The sequence below is a fragment of the Halomonas ventosae genome (genome assembly GCF_004361885.1).
Taxonomy (GTDB): Bacteria; Pseudomonadota; Gammaproteobacteria; order Pseudomonadales; family Halomonadaceae; genus Halomonas; species Halomonas ventosae_C.
Genome location: NZ_SNWH01000005.1, coordinates 15589 through 32205 on the forward strand (window position 1 = coordinate 15589; position 16617 = coordinate 32205).

Below are 16617 nucleotides of genomic sequence, written 5' to 3' on the forward strand. Positions count from 1 at the left end.
CCGTCAGCGGCCCAGTTGTCGCTTTACCAGTCGTATCGCGCTTCCCAGCAAAGGCAGTCGCTCATAGAGCAGGGCACCGACGTCGAAGTAGTCGCGGTGCCTGGCCACCCGCCCGTCCTGCGCGATGCAAAGGTGCGAGCAACCCTCGACATCCACCTGGCGAGCGCCGTTAAGACGCGGATGCACCAAATGCATCGTCCAGGTGACGAATGCCGTGTCGTGCTGGCGCAGGGTCTCGTGAAAGGTGAAGCGACACGATGTCACGTTGTCGTACAGGGTCGCGAAGTAGGCTTTTAGCGCTTCTCTGCCACGTATGTGGTGCAGTGGATCGATGAATTCCACGTCTTCAGTATATACATCGTATAACTTGACTGTACAGTTCTTGTCTAGTTTATTGAAGAAGGCACAGAAGGCCTCCAGGTCTGCTGGCGGTTGCATGGCAGGGTCTCTCTTGTTGGCGGGGTATCAGTCGTCGTTAAGGGCCTTGAAGGCTTCCAGGGCGCGGGCCCGGGCGGCCCGGTGGTCAACGATGGGGGGCGGGTAGTCGACTTTGCGCCGCAGGTCGATCGAAGGCGCATGGCGGGCCTTCGTCGGCAGTTCGGCGAGCTCTGGCAGCCACTCGGCGATGAAGTGTCCCGTGGGGTCGAAGCGCGTCGCTTGGGTGGTGGGATTGAAGAGGCGGAAGTAGGGAGCGGCATCGGTGCCGGTGGAGGCCGCCCACTGCCAGCCACCGTTGTTGGCGCAGAACTCGCCATCCACCAGGTGGCGCAGGAAGAAGGCCTCGCCGTGGCGCCAGTCGATCAGCAGGTGCTTGGCGAGGAACATGGCGGTGACCATGCGCAGGCGGTTGTGCATCCAACCGGTGGCGACCAGCTGGCGCATGGCGGCATCGACGAGCGGATAGCCGGTGCGCCCCTGGCACCAGGCGGCGAAGCCGGTCTCGTCGTCGCGCCAGGCGAGTCGCTCGGTGTGGCGCTGGAAGGGGCGATGGCGACAGACCCGCGGGAAGCCGACGGCCACGTGGCGGTAGAACTCCCGCCATACCAGCTCATTGACCCAAGCGCTGAGCCCGGCGTCGCCCTCGGCCAGGGCGCCGTCGTTGTCGGCCAGCACGGCCTGCAGGCACTGGCGGTGGGAGATCATGCCCAGCGCCAGGTACGGGGAGAGCTCGCTGGTGCGGCGGATCGCCGGGAAGTCGCGCTGTGCGGCGTAGTGGCGAGCCCGGAAGCGCAGGAAGCGTTCCAGGCGGTCGGCGGCGGGCCCTTCTCCGGCGGGCCACTGTCGGCCGTCGATGGGTGAGTCGGCAAGGGCGGGGAGCTCGGGTAGCGGGTCGGAGGCGATGGAGGGCCGCGCCTGGGGCGGCGGGGTGTCGTGCAAGGAGATCCGCGCGGGTGTCAGCGCGCGGTGCCAGGCCCGGGCGAAAGGCGTGAAGACCCCGTAGTAGTCGCCCTTGCCGGTGCGCAGCTCGCCCGGGGCGAAGGCCACGGCGTCATGGTGGCCCTGGGCGGTGAGACCCGCGGCGTCGAAAGCCTCGATCACCGCGGCATCGCGGGACAGCTCGTCCACCGGGTATTCGCGATTAAAGTGCAGGGATCTGGCGCCGGTCTCCCGGGCGATGGTCAGCAGGGTCGCTGGCGCTTCGTCGAAGTCATCGATGTCGCGGTGCAGCAGGGGAATCCCCAGATCCTCCAGGCTCTCGGCCAGGGCGGCCACGCCGCGGCCCCAGAAGTCGAGCTTGTTGGCGCCGTGGCCGTGGCGCTGCCAGTGCGGCAGGCTGCGCAGGAAGACGGCGACCACCGGCCCCTGTCGAGTGGCCGCCGCCAGGGCGGTGTTGTCGTGGATGCGCAGGTCGCTGCGGAACCAGACCATCACGGGGTGGGACATAGGCGGCTCCGGTTCAAGATGTGGGAAGGTGGCCCTGGAGGCGCTCCATGGCTTCGCCGAGGTCATCGCCCAACAGTGCCACCCGGGTCTTCTCCAGATCGGCCTCGCGAATGCGCGCCATGGGGCCGCAGACCATCAGCGGCACCTCGAGCTGATCGGCCAGGCGCGGCAGCTGGCGCCTTACCAGCTCGGCCTTCTCCGCCTTGCCGCTGGCCAGCAGCAGGGCCGCCGCCTGGAAGCGTTCCACCGCCAGTGGCAGCTCGCTGCAGGGCAGCGGGGCATCGAATATCTGCACGTGGTAGCCACGGTCGCTGGCGGCCAATGCGGTGAGCAGCACCCAGAGTGGCGCAGGGTCATCGGGCAGCGGCGCGATGAGCAGCCTCGGGCCTCTGCTCAGCGGATTGGCATGCAGCAGCCGGGTGCCGATGCGGGTGCGCAGGAAAGTCTCGAGGGTGCGGCGCTGCAGCACATCGCCGAGCTGCTCCCCCCAGCCCTCCTCGAGCTGGCGGATCACCGGCTGCCAGAGCTCGGCCAGGCAGGTCGGTACGGGGTAGAGCGCCAGTGACTGGTTGAACAGCTCCTCCAGGCGCGTCAGGTCCAGCGCTTGCACGGCGCTGACCAGCAGGCGACGCTGGCCGGTCCAGTCGTCGGCCACTGGTGCCGGGGCCGGCGCGGTCTCCGGCTGGTCGAGCAGTTCACGGACCTGGCTGACCGGCACCCCGCGGTTGAGCCATTGCAGGATACGCTGGACGCGCTCGATGTCCTCGCGGGCATAGAGGCGGTGTCCCTTGGGCGTGCGCTGTGGCTTGATCAGGCCGTAGCGGCGCTCCCAGGCGCGCAGGGTGACGGAGTTGACCCCGGTCAGCCGGGAAACCTCGCGGATCGGGTAGAGCGGGGTGTCGGCCGAACGCCTTGCCTCATCATTCATGAGCGTGCCGACTCCCCTGCCTGCTCGGCGACCACCGCCGCCAGCGCCTCGATGAAGGCCGGATGCTCGCCTACCGGGGGCAGCAGGGCCAGCTTGATGCCGGGGTGGGTGGCGCTCAGCGCCTCGACCTGGCCAGGCACGTCCTTGCGGAGGTGGCGTCCGGCGGCGAAAAACAGCGGCAGGATCTCGGCACGCTCGACCCCCGCTTGGATGAGCTCGGCCACGGTGGATTCCAGCGAAGGCTCGCTGAGCTCCATGTAGGCCAGGCGCAGCGGGGTCGACAGCCGAGCGGTCAGGGCCTGGGCGAAGTGTTCGAAGGGGGCTCGCCAGTGCGGGTCACTGGAGCCGTGGGCGAGCAGGATCAGGGCATAGGACATGGGAGTCTCCGGTCGCGAAGAAGGGTCAGGAAGCGTCGGCCACCAGGGCCTCGCCGAGGTGGTGGCCCGAGAGCCAGGCATCCTCGACCCGCGCTCCGCGCCAGCCGTCACCGCACAGTGCCAGTGCCGTGGATGAACGCCGGTAGTCGTGGTTGACGGCCTCGCCCGCCGCGAAGACATCCGGCTGGGCGTAGCGCCACCGATGGGCCCCCAGGTCGCTGGGCTCGGGCAGCACAACCCCGCCTGGCAGTCGTTCACGGAAGGCTTCGAGCAGTTCCCGGGCCACCGCCTCGGCAGCGAGCTCGAGGTGGCTCTCGCTCCACTCCAGCCGCGCCAGCAGGCTTAGGCTTTCGCCCTGGTGGCGGCGGCCGGGCTTGTGGTCGTTGCGGCTGACGAAACGCAGCGCTTCCCGGGTCGGGGCGGGGCGTAAAATGGGCTCCAGGCGCAGCACCTGCCAGTCGTCGTCGATCCCTGGCAGGGAGGGCAGCTGGGCATCGAAACACGCCCAGGCAGCCCAGCAGGAGCGCTGGATCACCGTCTTGCAGGCCGCCTCCAGGGCGGGTTCATGGCCAGCCAGCAGCGTCGCTGCCTGGGGCGCGGGAATTGCGATCACCACCGCTGTGAAGGGGCCATGGCGCGTCTCGTGCTGGTCCACCAGCCACCATTGCCGGCCTTGGGGCTCGAGGCGTTCGATCCGGGTATCGGTAGCCACCTCAAGTTCTTCTGCCAGCTGGCGGGTCACCGCACTCATGCGCGGGACACCGATGAAGCGCTTGACCTCGTCGCGGTGGCGCTGCCAGCCCGTCTCGGTCGACTGCCAGAAGGCATCTGGCCAGGGGGCAGCGAGGCCGGCATTCCGCCAGGCATCCACCCGGCGCTGGAAAGCCGGATCTCGGACACTAAAGAATTGGGCACCCAGGTCGACCACTGCGCCCGGCAGTTGACGGCTGGACAAGCGGCCCCCCGGGCCGCGACCCTTGTCGAACAGGCGCACCGGCAGGTTGGCCGCGCGCAGAGCCTGGCCGCAGGCGAGGCCAGCGATGCCGGCGCCGATGATGGCGATGGAAACAGCAGGCTTGGGCATGGTCATCTCGTGCAGTCAACGACGTTCATCGCTAGACTAGCAGAAGTGTACAACGGCTGTATAACTCGTCGCGGCGGTCGCGGCGGTCGCGGCGAAGGGGGAGTGGCGGATGCGAGTGCTGATCACGGGCGGCAGTGGGTTTGTCGGGCAGCGGCTGTGCCGGCGATTGAAGGAGGCCGGGCATCGCGTCCTGGTGGTGTCGCGGGAACCGGAGCAGGTGCGCGACCGCCTGCCGGATGGCAGCGACATCCGCCGTTCGGTGCTGGATTTCATCGACACGCCACCCGATGCCATCGTCAACCTGGCCGGAGAGCCGATCGCCGCGCGACGCTGGAGCGACGCGCAGAAAGAGCGTCTGATCGATTCCCGGGTCAACGTCACCCGCGACCTGGTGATGCTCTGCGAGCAGCTCCAGGCCAGCCAGGGGCGAACCCCACGGGTGATGGTCTCCGGTTCGGCCATGGGCTACTACGGCGACCAGGGGGATCACGAGGTCACCGAACAGACCCCGCCTCATGACGAGTTTGCCCATCGCTTGTGCAAGCGCTGGGAGAACACCGCCCGGGAAGCGGCGAATTTCGGCGTTCGGGTGGCTCTGCTGCGCATCGGCCTGGTGCTCGATGCTGGCGGCGGCAGCCTGCAGAAGATGCTGCCGCCCTTCAAGCTGGGGCTGGGCGGGCGCTTCGGCGACGGCAAGCAGTTCATGCCCTGGATCCACCGCGAGGACCTGGTCCGCGCGATCCTCTTCCTGCTCGAGCGCGATGACCTCGAGGGGCCCTTCAACGGCAGCGCGCCCCATCCCGTCACCAACGCCGAGTTCACCCGCACCCTGGCCAGGCAGCTGGGGCGCCCCGCCCTGATGCCGGTGCCGGCCATTGCCCTGGAGACCGCCTTCGGCGAGATGTCACGGCTGCTGCTGACCGGCGCCGACATGCGCCCGGCCCGGCTGCTCGAGGCGGGCTTCGAGTTCAAGTTCGAGACCCTGGAGAAGGCCCTGGCCGATATCCTGGGCTAGCGCGTGTCGTCACCCACGGTGACGATCACCCGCACGGCGTCCAGGCGCAGCCGAGCGCCCTCGATGGCTTCGTCCAGCGCTGCGCGCTCGCGGCGTAGCGCTTCGAGCTCGTCGGCGCGCACCGCCGGGTTGAGCCGCGAGAGCGCCTCGAGGCGGCTGAGCTCGCTATCGAGTTCTGTGCGCATGCGCCCCTGAGCGGCCTCGATGATGCTCGGCAGTTCCCGCTCGGCTTGCGCTTCGGCCGCCATGAGCAGTTCACGTAGCCGCTCGTGACGGCGCCTGATCAGGTCCCGCGCCACCGCCTTCTTGACCTTCTGCACCGCCTTGGAGAGACCCGTGAAGGAGATCTTGTCGGTCAGGTTGGCGCCGGACTCGTCGAGCAGCACACGCACCGCGGTGGGCGGCAGGAAGCGATTGAGGTGCAGGCGCTTCGGCGCCGGGCAATGGGTGCGAAAGACCAGCTCGACTATCAGCCGGCCGGCGGGAATCGCGGGATGCCTAAGCAGCGCCAGGGCGGTGTTGCCCATGGCGCCATTGAGAATCCGGCCCATCATCTCGCGCAGCAGCGGATGCTCCCAGGAGAGGCGTTGGACGTCGTCCCGGGCCAGGGCGCGGGCGCGGGAGAAGGTGGCGGAGAAGCCCTGCTCGCCCTTCACCAGGCCCGGCAGGCCGTCGAGCATCTGTGGGCTCGGCTGCAGGTGCAGGATGTCGCCGCCCAGTTCCTGGCTGTCGACGCCGAAGATGTCTAGTGCCTGGTCCAGGTAGCGGCTCAGGGCCTTATCGGCATCGAGCTCGCGGATCGCCGCGATGACCGCATCGGCACGATCAACGCGGCAGGCGTTGAGCTCCAGCAGGCGGTTGCGGCCGGCGTCGCGCTCGGCCAGGCGCGCTTCGAACAGCGCCCGGGTCTCCGCGATCACCTCCTCGAGGGCCTCGTCGTCGAGCAGGCTGTCGGCCAGGGTGTCGCCGAAGGCGGCATGGATCTCGCTGCCCAGGCCATGGGGCGCACTGAAGGCGTCCATGCCCTGGTGGTACCAGCGCAGCAGCTTCTCGCCAGGGCTGCCGGCGAACACCGGCACATGCAGCTCGATGGCGTGGCGCTGGCCGATGCGGTCGAGCCGGCCGATGCGCTGCTCCAGCTGGTCGGGGTGCAGCGGCAGGTCGAACATCACCAGGTGGCGGCAGAACTGGAAGTTGCGCCCCTCGGAGCCGATCTCCGAGCAGACCAGCACCTGGCAGCCCTCCTGCTGGTCGGCGAAGGCTGCCGCGGCGCGGTCGCGCTCCACCAGCGAGAGCCCCTCGTGGAACACCGGAGCCTGGTAGCCGCCGAGCACCCGCAATCCCTCGGCCAGGCCCTGGGCAGTCGCGCGGTCATGGGCGATCACCAGCACCTTATCATCGGCGAAACCGCCTTCGCCATCGTCGGCGAGGCGCTCCAGCAGCCAGGTCACGCGAGGGTCTAACTGCCACCAGGGCTCGCTGTTGAGCGGGTCGCCGCTCGGCAGGCCATCGGCCAGCGCCCGGTACATGGCGTCCGGGTAGATCAGCACCTCGGGATGGCCGAGGCCGGTCTCGATCAGCAGCTCGTCCAGGTAGTCCTCGTCGCGCACCAGGCGGCGCAGCACCCGGCGGTAGGCGGCGGGCGCCTCGAGTGTGGCGACGTGCAGGTGGCGCTCGGGGAAACCACCCACGTGGCGGCGGCTGTTGCGAAACATCACCCGGCCGGTGCCGTGGCGGTCCAGCAGCTGCTCGCGCAGCTGGTCGCGGGCGGCGGCATGCTGAGCCTCGCCGCGCTCGGGGTCGGTTAGGGTGTCGAGCAGGGCCAGGCTGTCGGGTTCGGCGATCACTGCGGCGACGCTATCGCGGTCGGCGGCCTCGCCCGGCAGGCGCTCCAGGGCATCGATCGCCTCGGCCACTTCCACGTAGTGGGCCTCCTCCTCGCGGAAGGCCGCGAGGCTGTGATAGCGGTCCGGATCGAGCAGGCGCAGCCGGGCAAAGTGGCTTTCGAGGCCCATCTGCTCCGGGGTGGCGGTAAGCAGCAGCATGCCGGGCACTTGGGCGGCCAGGCGCCCTACGCAGGCATAGCCGGGGCCGCTCTGCTCCGGGCTCCAATCGAGGTGGTGCGCCTCGTCGACGATCAGCAGGTCCCAGTCGCAGGCCAGCGCCTGTTGCTGGCGATGGGGGTTGGCGAACAGCCAGTCCTGGCTGGCCAGCACCAGCTGGCCAGCCTCGAAGGGGTTGGCGTCGCCATGGGCCTCGCTCTGCTGCTCATCGAGCAGGGTGACCTCGAGGGCGAAGCGGCGCAGCAGCTCCACCAGCCACTGGTGGGTCAGGCTCGCCGGCACCAGGATCAGCGCCCGCTCGGCGCGGCCGGTGAGCAGCAGGCGATGCAGGATCAGCCCCGCCTCGATGGTCTTGCCCAGCCCCACCTCGTCGGCCAACAGCACCCGCGGCGCGTGGCGACGGGCCACCTCGTCGGCGATATAGAGCTGATGGGGGATCAGGTCGATGCGCGGGCCGGCCAGGCCGAGTGCCGGGTTTTGCTCGATGCGGTGGTAGTGGTGCAGGGTGCGAAAGCGCAGGTCGAACCAGTCGTTGCGGTCGACCTGGCCGGTGAGCAGGCGGTCGCGGGCCTGGTCGAACTGCATGCTGTCGGCAAGCCGCGACTCGGGCAGCTCGGTGAGCTCGCCGGCGTCGTTTTCGCCGATGTAGACGATCAGGCCGCCGACCTCCTTGCTGTCGTCGACGGTCATCTGCCAGCCCTCGGCGGACTGGATGCGGTCGCCGCTGCCGAAGGCCACCCGGGTCAGGGGAGCGTTGCGGCGGCTGTAAGTGCGGGTTTCCTGGCTGGCGCCGAAGAGCACGGTGACGCTGCGGGCATCGACGTTGAGGATGGTGCCCAGGCCGAGTTCGGCCTCGCCGTCGCTGATCCAGCGCTGGCCGGGAGAGAAGTCGCTCATGGTGCCTCGGGGATGCTTGGGATCGGTTCGCTGCCGCTGGCCACAGCCGGCCCGGCGGCGACAGGGCGCGGTATCTTACCGCAAAGCCAGGCGCGGCTTAAGCACTCGCGCCGATCAGCGCTTCTCCGCCAGCCAGGACGAGAGCCGCGCGCGGGTGAGCTCGCCGACGTGCTGTTCGAGCGCGCGCCCCTCGGCGTCGAACAGCAGGGTGGTGGGCAGGCCCGGCGACTCGGACAGCGCCATCAAGCGCTGGCGCGGGTCGAGCAGGGCATGGTCGAAGTCGAGGCCCTGGTCGTCGAGGTAGCGCACCACCTGCAGCAGCTCCTCGCCCTGGTTGACGATCACCACGCTGACCCCCTCGCGGGCGTCGGCCTCGGCTAATAGGGGCATCTCGCGACGGCAGGGCGGGCACCAGGTGGCCCAGAGGTTGACCACCACCCGCTCGCCGGACAGCGAGGCCAGAGTGACTTCCTCGCCGTCGAGGTTCTCCAGGGCGAGGTCGGGCAGCTCGCGTAGCGCCATGCCGCCACCCAGCGGGGCCAGGGTGACCAGCGTCAGCCACAGCAGCGAGGCGCCCAGCGTCAGGCCCATGCCGCCCAGCATCGCCCCCAGCCGGTCGCGCAGCGACCAGGCGCTCCAGCCCAGCGCGGCCAGCAGGCCCCACAGGCCCTGGTAGCCGGGTTGCCAGAACTTGAGGATATCCAGCGGCGCCTCGGCGTAGGCGCCCAGGTTCATCAGCGCATGTCCCAGGCGGGCGCCGACCAGCCAGGTCAGCAGCAGGCCGTTGAACCAGCGGGCATGGCGGCTCCGCGGCAGGCCCAGCAGGAAGGCACTGGCGGCCAGCAGAGCCAGCGCGGCAATGAAGGCGTAGAGGCGCGGCAGCGCGATCAGCACGGGCCCCAGGGCGATGGCATCCATGGCGTGGCGGTGACTCCCGAGAGGTCGGCGGCGGGCGCCGCAGCGGGTACACTGGGTGGATTGGTTTCGCCAAGCCTACTGCCGGTGGGCAGGGCTGTCATCCAGCGGGAGCACTCATGGCACAACCGGCCTTCGATACCCTGCGCGCCCTGGCGATCGCCAGCCAGGCGCTGGGCTTCATCCTGATTATCACCCTGGAGACCCTGATGGGCGATGCCGCGCGACCCTGGCAGGGCTGGACCCTGGCGGCCATGGTGACGGCCGCACTAGGTATCGCCCTGGCACGCCTCTACCGACGCAACCGGGCACGCAAGGCCATGGCGAGGCGCCTGGCCGACGATGACGGCGATGCGCACTGAGCGGGCCCGGCCACCGATGGGTTTCGGCTCACGCGCTTGATCCAGGACATTGCCGGATGGGCCTCAGCGTCTAGGCTAGAATCAGGTGGGGTGCCGTGGGTACCCCGGTCTATCTCTGAAGGGAAGAACTCATGTACCAGTCAATCCTCGTTCCCGTCGATGGTTCCAGCCATGCTGTGAAGGCGCTCCAGGTGGCCGCCCAGCTGGCGAAGGGCACGTCCGCTATCCTTTATTTGATGACCGTCGCCGAATTTCCGCCTGACAACATTGGCCTGTTCACCGGCGGTGTTGCCGAACCCTATGCCGAGGAGGAGCGCGAGAAGCTGGCGGCCGGCATGAAGGAGGAGGCCCACCAGGCGATCGACAAGGCGCGCGCTGCCGTCGAGCTCGCCGGCATCGAGGTCAAGGAGGTGGTCCGCCAGGGCCGCCCGGCGGAACTGATCGTCGGCGTGGCAGAGGAACTCGGCGTCGATGCCATCGTCATGGGCAGCCGCGGTATCAGCGACATGCGCGGCATGGTGTTCGGCAGCGTCTCCCACAGGGTCAGTCACACCGCCGGTTGTACCGTCATCACTGTGACCTGAACGAAGCTGACCCCTACTCTGATAACCTCCTACTCTGACAGAATCCTACTTTGACAAGGAGCCCCGCGCGTGGCTGGCAGCAGTCTTCTCACCCTGATCGACGACATCGCCACCCTTCTCGACGATGTGTCGTTGATGACTAAGGTGGCGGCCAAAAAGACAGCGGGTGTGCTGGGGGACGATCTGGCCCTCAACGCGCAGCAGGTCACCGGCGTGGGAGCCGACCGCGAACTGCCGGTGGTCTGGGCGGTGGCCCGGGGCTCGCTGGTCAACAAGCTGATTCTCATCCCCGCAGCGTTGTTGATCAGTGCCCTGTTGCCTTGGGCGGTCACTCTACTGCTGATGCTCGGTGGTGCCTACCTCTGCTACGAGGGGGTCGAGAAGCTGGCGCACAAGTTCCTGCATGGCGAGGAGGAGCAGGAGTCCCATCGACAGCGTCTCGCGGCGATGGCCGACGAACAGGTCGACATGCGTGCCTTCGAGAAGGACAAGATCAAGGGAGCGGTGCGCACCGATTTCATCCTCTCCGCCGAGATCATCGTCATTACCCTGGGGACGGTGGCCGGTGCGGCCCTGGGAAAGCAGGTTGCCGTGCTGGTGGGGATCGGGTTGCTGATGACCGTCGGCGTCTATGGCCTGGTGGCCGGCATCGTCAAGATCGACGACCTGGGGCTCTACCTGAGCCGTCGCAACGGCCTGCCCAAGATGCTGGGGCGTGGCCTGCTGGCCGCGGCGCCCCACCTGATGCGCAGTCTATCGGTCATCGGTACCCTGGCGATGTTCCTGGTCGGCGGCGGGATACTTACCCACGGTATCCCGGCGCTTCATCACCTGGTGCAGGGCGCAGCCGAGGCACAGTTCGACATGCCGGGGCTGGGTGCCGTCGTCAATGGTGTGGGGCCCTCGCTGCTCAACATGCTCGTCGGGCTGCTGGTCGGTGCAGTGGTACTGGGAGCGGTGACCCTGGCTCAGCGATTGTGGAGAGCACGCGGGGCCTGAGAGGATGCAAGGCTCTTCCTGATGCGCTTTGTTCGTTGACCGCACGAGACCACCCGGCCAGCTGTCGCCGTATGCTCAGTAAGCGCCAGCGCACCGGGTATGCCGAGGGCACCATCGTCACGCCGGATGCGCCTCCGGCTTAATCCGACCTACGCGGCTTTCCCGCTGTTTTCACGCCGATTTGCGAAGAACCATTTTAATTGTCGCTAGCCGGTCAACGTAGTTGACGTCGCACAGGTTCGTGCCATTTGCGATCCTGAGCGCCGAGAGGGGCAGACCCTGAGGCCGGTGGAGTGAAGAATCACGGCATCCCCTTGGAGCCTCAGTCGCGAAGGGAAACCTGCTTGGCCGTATCGTCGCTGGGCCGTAGGTATGGGCTATGCTCGGCGGTCCTGCCCTCAGACACCTTCCTCGTGATCCTCGTGGAGCACCAACTAGATCCCTTCCACCTCGATGCCGTGCCGAGCGAGCCAGCTCTTGCGCTGCTCGTAGTCCGGCATGGCGTGCTCGAAGCGGCGCCAGAAGGCGGGGGTGTGGTGGGGCTCATGCAGGTGGACGAGTTCGTGGACGACCATATACTCGGCGATATTTCGCGGCAGCAGAATGGTCTTCCAATGGAAGTAGACCCGATTGCCCTTGCCGCAGGAGCCCCAGCGGTAGCCGAGGTCCTGCACCGTCACCCCGGCGGGCTCCACGCCCATCCGCTGGGCGTGCTCCTTCACCCTGGCGGTCAGCCAGTCCGCGGCGCGGGCGCTGTACCATCTGACGAGGTGTTCCCGGGCATCAGCCAGGACGTCCTCGCGTAGCTGGAAGCGGCCAGCGGCCAGCGGCGAGCTTCAGCGGGGCGCCCTGGGCGCCGTCACGCAGCTGCTGGATCAGCGTCTTGAGCGCCTCCACCTGCTCCGCCCACTGGCCATCGAGCTGCTGGAGCAGCTCTTCCAGGCGCCCGCTGAGGCGGCCGTACTTCACCGGGTCCTCGTCCAGGTGCTTGCGCACGTGGGAGCGCACCGCGTGCTCCATCTCCGAGGCCTTGGCGCGGTCGCCGACCTGGCGGTCGATGTACTCGCCGAAGATGTCGTGGGTGCGCTTCTTGTCGCCCATGATGATGGGCGTGCCGGTGAAGCCGATACGGGCTGCGTTGGGCAGGGCGCGCATCATGTTGGTGTGCAGATCGCCGGCCTGGGTGCGGTGGGCCTCGTCAACCAGGATCAGGATGTCCTCGCTTTCGTTGAGCACCTCGAAGGGCTCGCTGAGGGTCGGTTTCTTGAGGGGCTCGGCGGCATCGCGGCGGCCGCTGTCCAACCCGCCGTTGGCGCCAGCATCGTCCGACTCCTGCTCGCCCTCTTCTTCGGCGTCCGGGTCGCGATGCTTCTGGTCCTGGTATTTCTGAACCGTGCCGAACACCAGGCCGGGGCCGTCGCGGCCCAGCAGCTTCTTGAGCTGGGCAGTATTGCCGGCCTTCTCGACGCTCTCGCCGGTGAGCTCGGCGGTGGCGGAGAGCTGGGCCTGGAGGTCCTTGCGGTCGGTGATCACCACCACCTTGAAGCGGCGAAGCGCCGGGTCGGTGCGCAGCTTGCGCACCAGGAACACCATGGAGAGGCTCTTGCCGCTGCCCTGGGTGTGCCAGACGATGCCGCCGCGGCGATCGCTCTCGCCGTCCTCGCGGCGCGTCTTGCCCTGCTTCAATCGCTCGACGGCGCGGGTCATGCCGCGATACTGCTGATAGCGGCATACCAGCTTGATCTCCTGGCCGCCGATATTCATGAACAGGGTGTAGTGCGCACGATGTCGAGCAGGTTGGCCCGGGTGAGCATGCCGGCGACCAGGCGCTGCTGGGCGGAGAGGTCCGCCACGCCGAGGTCGATGGCTACCTCCGCCTCGCGCAGCGGCGCCACCGTCTTCCAGCTCAGGTAGTGGGCGAAGCGGGCGCCGATGGTGCCTACACGCGCCTCGTCGAAGTTGCTGGCCACTAGGAACTGGCTGGTGGCGAACAGCGCTGGCGCCCCTCGTGCTCGCCGACCTCGTTCTCCAGGAAGCGCTGGTTGTGGTAACGGCGCAGCTGATCCACCGCCTGGCTAAGGCCCTCCGGCACGGTGCGGCTCTTGCACTTCACCACCACCAGCGGGATGCCATTCACGAACAGCACTAGGTCCGGGATCACGTGCCCCTTGGCTGAATCATGACCGGGCGGACACTTCACCTTGAATTGGTTGACCACGGTGAAGACGTTGTTGGCGGGCTCGTCCCAGTCGATGTAGCGCAGCATCTGGCCGCGGCCGCCGTCCCAGCCATCGAGCCCCTCGACGGGCAGGCCATTCACCAGCAGCTCGGTGGCCTGCTTGTTGGCCTCCAGCACCTTGCTGGCCGGCAGCCGGGTGATGGCCGCCACCGCCTGGTCGAGGCGGGCCTCATCGAGCCAGGGATTGCCGTTACGCAGGTTGATCTTGCGAAGTCGCTCCCTCAGCAGCGTCTCCATGACCACCTGGGCGAAACTCTCGCGGTGGGTAACGGTGGGGTCGTCCACCGAACCGGCCAGGGTCTCCCAGCCCTGACCCACCAGCTGGTCGATGAAGGGCTTCTCGACGTCCGTGTACTCAGGACCTGCCATGCCGTGGCTCCCTGTGTGAATTCACTTCCCTGAGCATACCAGTCCATGGGCCAGCAGCTCGTTTTGGATATTGCGACTTTTGTTTATTTCGAATAGCCTGGCAGGTGACGATAGAACACGAGACGGCAGCCAACAGTAGCGGGCTGCGTGGAGGTCATGCCATGAACACCGCCACCCAAGATACAGTGCCCGACAACCTCGAACTTACCCGCCTGGCCAGGGCCAGCGCCACCGAGCTTAGCCAGCTGCTCCGCGAGCGGCCCGAGAGCGACCGGGCGCATATCAAGCTGGATGGAGCAGACATGGTGTTGCCCCGTCAGGCGCTGGTGATGCTGCGTGACCTGCTGACCGAGATGGCCCAAGGCAATGCCGTGACCATCCTCCCCACCCATGCCGAGGTGACGACCCAGGAAGCCGCCAACATGCTCAATGTCTCGCGACCCCACCTGGTCAAGCTATTGGAAGAAGGCGCGATTCCCTTCACCCGGGTGGGCACGCATCGCCGGATTCGTCTGCAGGACCTACTTGCCTACAAGCGCCAGCAGGAGGAGGCCTCCGAGGCCGCTCTACAGGAGCTAGCCGACCAGGCTCAGGACCTGGACATGGGCTACTGATGCGCTTCGTGGTCGTCTACGACGCCTGTGTGCTCTATCCCGCGCCATTGCGGGACCTGCTGATGCGCCTGGCTACCTCGGGGCTGTTCGCCGCACGCTGGACGGAGCAAATCCACGATGAGTGGACGCGCAACCTACTCAAGAAGCGCCCCGAACTGGCGGAGGCGCTGCCGCGAACCATCGAGCTCATGAATCGTGCGGTGCCGGATGCCCTGGTCACCGGGCACGAGCCGCTGATCCCGGCACTTGAGCTGCCCGACCCTGACGACCGTCATGTGCTGGCTGCGGCCATTCGCGCCGGGGCGCAGCTGATCGTGACCTTCAATCTGAAGGACTTCCCCGCCGACACCCTGGCCGGCTTCGGGGTCGAGGCCGTCCATCCCGATACTTTCCTGGAGCAGCAGTTCGAGCTGAACGAGGGGCTGGTGCTCAGGACCGTCCATCGCCACCGCGCCAGCCTGCGCAAGCCTCCGAAAAGCGCCAAGGAGTATCTCGATACCCTGGCAGCCTGTGGACTGATCGTCACCGCCGACAGGCTACGGGAGTTCATTGAACTGCTCTAGCAACCCCTGCTATAAGCAGTCGCGAAAGCGCTCCGGCGACCAGACTATGAGGGCTAGCTCCTTGAGCAACTGACGCCGTTCTAACTGTTGCTCCCTGCCAAACGCTGCATAAGGTTTGAAGTCTAGGCATTCGCGCTCCTGGAACGCGAGAAATTTGGGAGCATGCTTATACGTGTCCGGAGCTAGGCTCGCCGCGTAGAGGTTTTGTTTAGTGTAGTGCCCAACTTTTTCCTCGAAGGGTTTAGCGCCATAGCTGCGGTTAACATCCGCAGGTATCAGCACTAAACCTGCCACATTGTCTCTCCATGACCGGAATTCTTCAATGTCATCGAACTGGTCGCTATAGCGCGAAATATCATTCGCCCAGAGATGCTCGATGTCATATAGATTAGTCAGCGAGCGATCCACGTATTCAGCGAAACGGTCCGAGCCTCCCGACTCAGATTCCACGGGCGTCGTCGTCCTCGCTGTCGCTTGATTCCGCCTCGTCGGTGTCATCGCCCTCCGGCTTGGCTTCGGCGGCCTTGCTCTGCTCGTCCTCCAGCAGGCTATTGATGCTGGTGCGCCAGGCGTCCACCACGCCCAGGCAGCCGCGGGCCTGCAGGGTGCGGAACTCGTTCTTGTTGTCGAACCAGAATCCCGCGATGATGCCGCGCACCGCGAAGCGGTCGAGCATGGCGGTGGGCTCCAGCGCCGCGGTGAAGCTGCCCAGCAGCTCGTCGCGCAGTTGGGTGAGGCGACCTTGCCGGCGGAGTCGGCGAAGTCGCGGATCAGGTACTCGTAGGCGGCGCCGAGCAGGTCGGGGAACTCGAAGTCCTCGTTGCGCAGGCGGTACTCGCTGAAGTGGACGATCAGGTCGCGCAGCTTCTTGTCCGGCAGGGTGGTGGAGCCCACCTTGCGGGTGAAGTCGATGTGCTCCAGCACCCCGGCGAGGCTGGGGTTGTGCTCCTCCAGGTCGGCCAGCGCCTTGTTCAGGGCGTTGCCGACGCCCTGGTGGGCCTCCTTGAGCAGCCAGGGCCAACGCGCCAGCTCGGGTACGTAGAAGGTGGCCTTGTACCAGCTGGGCATCTCGATCACCTGGGCGATGTCGATCTCGCTCTTGCCCGCCTGCCTGAGCTGGCTGCGGACCTCCTCCTGGCGCTGCTCGAAAACGTCAGAGCAGCGCTTCAGGAAGAGCATGCCGAAGATGTACTCCTTGAACTCCGAGGCGTCCATGCGCCCGCGCAGGATGTCGGCCGCCTTGAACAGGTGCCGTTCCAGCTGGTTGAGGGTGAGGATCATGTACCGCGGTTCCCTGTGTTCGCTGAGCCGGCCGCCTCGTGCGGCCGTGGTGACTGGCGCCTATCTCACCAAACTTGGGGCGGGAAGGCCACGCGCGATTGGTGGGGTGGCGGGGCGTGCGGGGTAAGGTAAAAAGCAGAGAGGGCGAAAAGGACGGTGCTGGTTGACAGTCCTCGCCCAGTCGGTGGCCTGCAAGAGCCTGGCCCGCGGCTTCTTGACAGCTGGAACCTATTTGCTACCTAGAAATCCAGCAACGAAAAACGGCCACCGCGTCGATTCGCTAAGTGGCCGTTTTTGCTGTGTTTTCTGGTCGGAGTAGCAGGATTCGAACCTACGACCTCTGCCTCCCGAAGGCAGCGCTCTACCAAGCTGAGCTATACTCCGATGTCGTTTTGTCGCGCAGATGTCGCTTTGACGCAGCGTATTGTACGCAAGGATGGCCG

At 67.0% G+C, this 16617-nt stretch carries 18 protein-coding genes and 1 tRNA gene; 6 read left to right on the forward strand and 13 right to left on the reverse strand.

The window, feature by feature from the left end:
* Window positions 1–3 precede the first annotated feature (3 nt).
* From DFO68_RS05380 to DFO68_RS05400, 5 genes are read right to left on the reverse strand one after another with little or no spacing between them, the layout of a single operon-like run.
* The gene (locus DFO68_RS05380) at window positions 4–438 is read right to left on the reverse strand and encodes a nuclear transport factor 2 family protein (protein WP_133482658.1); all 435 of its coding nucleotides are present in this window, start codon (window positions 436–438) and stop codon (window positions 4–6) included.
* 27 nt (window positions 439–465) lie between these two features.
* Window positions 466–1884: a deoxyribodipyrimidine photo-lyase gene (phrB, locus tag DFO68_RS05385; RefSeq protein ID WP_133482659.1), complete on the reverse strand. Its 1419-nt coding sequence runs from the start codon at window positions 1882–1884 to the stop codon at window positions 466–468.
* Between the two features lie 13 nt (window positions 1885–1897).
* Window positions 1898–2812: a MerR family transcriptional regulator gene (locus tag DFO68_RS05390; RefSeq protein ID WP_133482660.1), complete on the reverse strand. Its 915-nt coding sequence runs from the start codon at window positions 2810–2812 to the stop codon at window positions 1898–1900.
* Window positions 2809–3189: a sirohydrochlorin chelatase gene (locus DFO68_RS05395; RefSeq protein ID WP_133482661.1), complete on the reverse strand. Its 381-nt coding sequence runs from the start codon at window positions 3187–3189 to the stop codon at window positions 2809–2811. Before DFO68_RS05395 ends, DFO68_RS05390 begins: the two co-directional genes overlap by 4 nt.
* Before the next feature lie 25 nt (window positions 3190–3214).
* A complete protein-coding gene (locus DFO68_RS05400; protein WP_243726425.1) occupies window positions 3215–4273 on the reverse strand; it encodes an NAD(P)/FAD-dependent oxidoreductase in 1059 nt (352 codons plus the stop codon).
* A 109-nt stretch (window positions 4274–4382) separates the two neighbouring features.
* Here DFO68_RS05400 and DFO68_RS05405 point away from each other — a divergent pair, with 109 nt between their 5' ends.
* Window positions 4383–5288, forward strand: coding sequence for a TIGR01777 family oxidoreductase (locus DFO68_RS05405; protein WP_133482663.1), 906 nt, complete (start codon window positions 4383–4385; stop codon window positions 5286–5288).
* Here DFO68_RS05405 and rapA read toward each other — a convergent pair.
* Together rapA and DFO68_RS05415 are read right to left on the reverse strand one after the other, a co-directional pair.
* Complete coding sequence (gene rapA / locus DFO68_RS05410) at window positions 5285–8248, reverse strand: RNA polymerase-associated protein RapA (RefSeq protein ID WP_133482664.1); 2964 nt, start codon at window positions 8246–8248, stop codon at window positions 5285–5287. The genes DFO68_RS05405 and rapA overlap by 4 nt on opposite strands.
* A 114-nt stretch (window positions 8249–8362) precedes the next feature.
* Window positions 8363–9166, reverse strand: coding sequence for a TlpA disulfide reductase family protein (locus tag DFO68_RS05415; protein WP_133482665.1), 804 nt, complete (start codon window positions 9164–9166; stop codon window positions 8363–8365).
* Window positions 9167–9282: 116 nt separating this feature from the next.
* Here DFO68_RS05415 and DFO68_RS05420 point away from each other — a divergent pair, with 116 nt between their 5' ends.
* The 3 genes from DFO68_RS05420 (at window position 9283) to DFO68_RS05430 (ending at window position 11108) form a co-directional block, all read left to right on the forward strand.
* Complete coding sequence (locus DFO68_RS05420; protein ID WP_133482666.1) at window positions 9283–9525, forward strand: hypothetical protein; 243 nt, start codon at window positions 9283–9285, stop codon at window positions 9523–9525.
* Window positions 9526–9656: 131 nt separating this feature from the next.
* On the forward strand, window positions 9657–10109 hold the full coding sequence (locus DFO68_RS05425; protein ID WP_133482667.1) for a universal stress protein: 453 nt from the start codon (window positions 9657–9659) through the stop codon (window positions 10107–10109).
* A 69-nt stretch (window positions 10110–10178) separates the two neighbouring features.
* Complete coding sequence (locus DFO68_RS05430) at window positions 10179–11108, forward strand: DUF808 domain-containing protein (RefSeq protein ID WP_133482668.1); 930 nt, start codon at window positions 10179–10181, stop codon at window positions 11106–11108.
* A 434-nt stretch (window positions 11109–11542) separates the two neighbouring features.
* On the opposite strand, the gene DFO68_RS05435 is transcribed toward DFO68_RS05430, so the two are convergent.
* From DFO68_RS05435 to DFO68_RS15645, 4 genes are read right to left on the reverse strand one after another with little or no spacing between them, the layout of a single operon-like run.
* On the reverse strand, window positions 11543–11935 hold the full coding sequence (locus DFO68_RS05435) for a M48 family metallopeptidase (protein ID WP_347813122.1): 393 nt from the start codon (window positions 11933–11935) through the stop codon (window positions 11543–11545).
* Complete coding sequence (locus DFO68_RS15635) at window positions 11892–12872, reverse strand: DEAD/DEAH box helicase family protein (protein ID WP_208107359.1); 981 nt, start codon at window positions 12870–12872, stop codon at window positions 11892–11894. The genes DFO68_RS05435 and DFO68_RS15635 overlap by 44 nt, the downstream gene beginning before the upstream one ends.
* Window positions 12869–13078, reverse strand: a complete 210-nt coding sequence (locus tag DFO68_RS15640) for a hypothetical protein (RefSeq protein ID WP_208107360.1) — start codon at window positions 13076–13078, stop codon at window positions 12869–12871. Before DFO68_RS15640 ends, DFO68_RS15635 begins: the two co-directional genes overlap by 4 nt.
* Complete coding sequence (locus DFO68_RS15645; RefSeq protein ID WP_208107361.1) at window positions 13078–13716, reverse strand: type I restriction endonuclease; 639 nt, start codon at window positions 13714–13716, stop codon at window positions 13078–13080. Before DFO68_RS15645 ends, DFO68_RS15640 begins: the two co-directional genes overlap by 1 nt.
* A 161-nt stretch (window positions 13717–13877) precedes the next feature.
* Here DFO68_RS15645 and DFO68_RS05445 point away from each other — a divergent pair, with 161 nt between their 5' ends.
* The gene (locus DFO68_RS05445; protein WP_133482669.1) at window positions 13878–14330 is read left to right on the forward strand and encodes a helix-turn-helix domain-containing protein; all 453 of its coding nucleotides are present in this window, start codon (window positions 13878–13880) and stop codon (window positions 14328–14330) included.
* Window positions 14330–14893, forward strand: a complete 564-nt coding sequence (locus DFO68_RS05450; protein ID WP_133482670.1) for a PIN domain-containing protein — start codon at window positions 14330–14332, stop codon at window positions 14891–14893. The genes DFO68_RS05445 and DFO68_RS05450 overlap by 1 nt, the downstream gene beginning before the upstream one ends.
* A gap of 9 nt (window positions 14894–14902) precedes the next feature.
* On the opposite strand, the gene DFO68_RS05455 is transcribed toward DFO68_RS05450, so the two are convergent.
* Together DFO68_RS05455 and DFO68_RS05460 are read right to left on the reverse strand one after the other, a co-directional pair.
* Window positions 14903–16174, reverse strand: a complete 1272-nt coding sequence (locus DFO68_RS05455) for a type I restriction-modification system subunit M N-terminal domain-containing protein (protein ID WP_133482671.1) — start codon at window positions 16172–16174, stop codon at window positions 14903–14905.
* Between the two features lie 307 nt (window positions 16175–16481).
* Window positions 16482–16558 (reverse strand) — tRNA-Pro (locus DFO68_RS05460).
* Between the last annotated feature and the right edge of the window lie 59 nt (window positions 16559–16617).

Bases quoted from the DNA above. Each gene is read 5' to 3' on its own strand.
- DFO68_RS05380 (WP_133482658.1), bottom strand. From the start codon at position 438: ATGCAACCGCCAGCAGACCTGGAGGCCTTCTGTGCCTTCTTCAATAAA.
- phrB (WP_133482659.1), bottom strand. From the start codon at position 1,884: ATGTCCCACCCCGTGATGGTCTGGTTCCGCAGCGACCTGCGCATCCAC.
- DFO68_RS05390 (WP_133482660.1), bottom strand. From the start codon at position 2,812: ATGAATGATGAGGCAAGGCGTTCGGCCGACACCCCGCTCTACCCGATC.
- DFO68_RS05395 (WP_133482661.1), bottom strand. From the start codon at position 3,189: ATGTCCTATGCCCTGATCCTGCTCGCCCACGGCTCCAGTGACCCGCAC.
- DFO68_RS05400 (WP_243726425.1), bottom strand. From the start codon at position 4,273: ATGCCCAAGCCTGCTGTTTCCATCGCCATCATCGGCGCCGGCATCGCT.
- DFO68_RS05405 (WP_133482663.1), top strand. From the start codon at position 4,383: ATGCGAGTGCTGATCACGGGCGGCAGTGGGTTTGTCGGGCAGCGGCTG.
- rapA (WP_133482664.1), bottom strand. From the start codon at position 8,248: ATGAGCGACTTCTCTCCCGGCCAGCGCTGGATCAGCGACGGCGAGGCC.
- DFO68_RS05415 (WP_133482665.1), bottom strand. From the start codon at position 9,166: ATGGATGCCATCGCCCTGGGGCCCGTGCTGATCGCGCTGCCGCGCCTC.
- DFO68_RS05420 (WP_133482666.1), top strand. From the start codon at position 9,283: ATGGCACAACCGGCCTTCGATACCCTGCGCGCCCTGGCGATCGCCAGC.
- DFO68_RS05425 (WP_133482667.1), top strand. From the start codon at position 9,657: ATGTACCAGTCAATCCTCGTTCCCGTCGATGGTTCCAGCCATGCTGTG.
- DFO68_RS15635 (WP_208107359.1), bottom strand. From the start codon at position 12,872: ATGAATATCGGCGGCCAGGAGATCAAGCTGGTATGCCGCTATCAGCAG.
- DFO68_RS15645 (WP_208107361.1), bottom strand. From the start codon at position 13,716: ATGGCAGGTCCTGAGTACACGGACGTCGAGAAGCCCTTCATCGACCAG.
- DFO68_RS05445 (WP_133482669.1), top strand. From the start codon at position 13,878: ATGAACACCGCCACCCAAGATACAGTGCCCGACAACCTCGAACTTACC.
- DFO68_RS05450 (WP_133482670.1), top strand. From the start codon at position 14,330: ATGCGCTTCGTGGTCGTCTACGACGCCTGTGTGCTCTATCCCGCGCCA.
- DFO68_RS05455 (WP_133482671.1), bottom strand. From the start codon at position 16,174: ATGATCCTCACCCTCAACCAGCTGGAACGGCACCTGTTCAAGGCGGCC.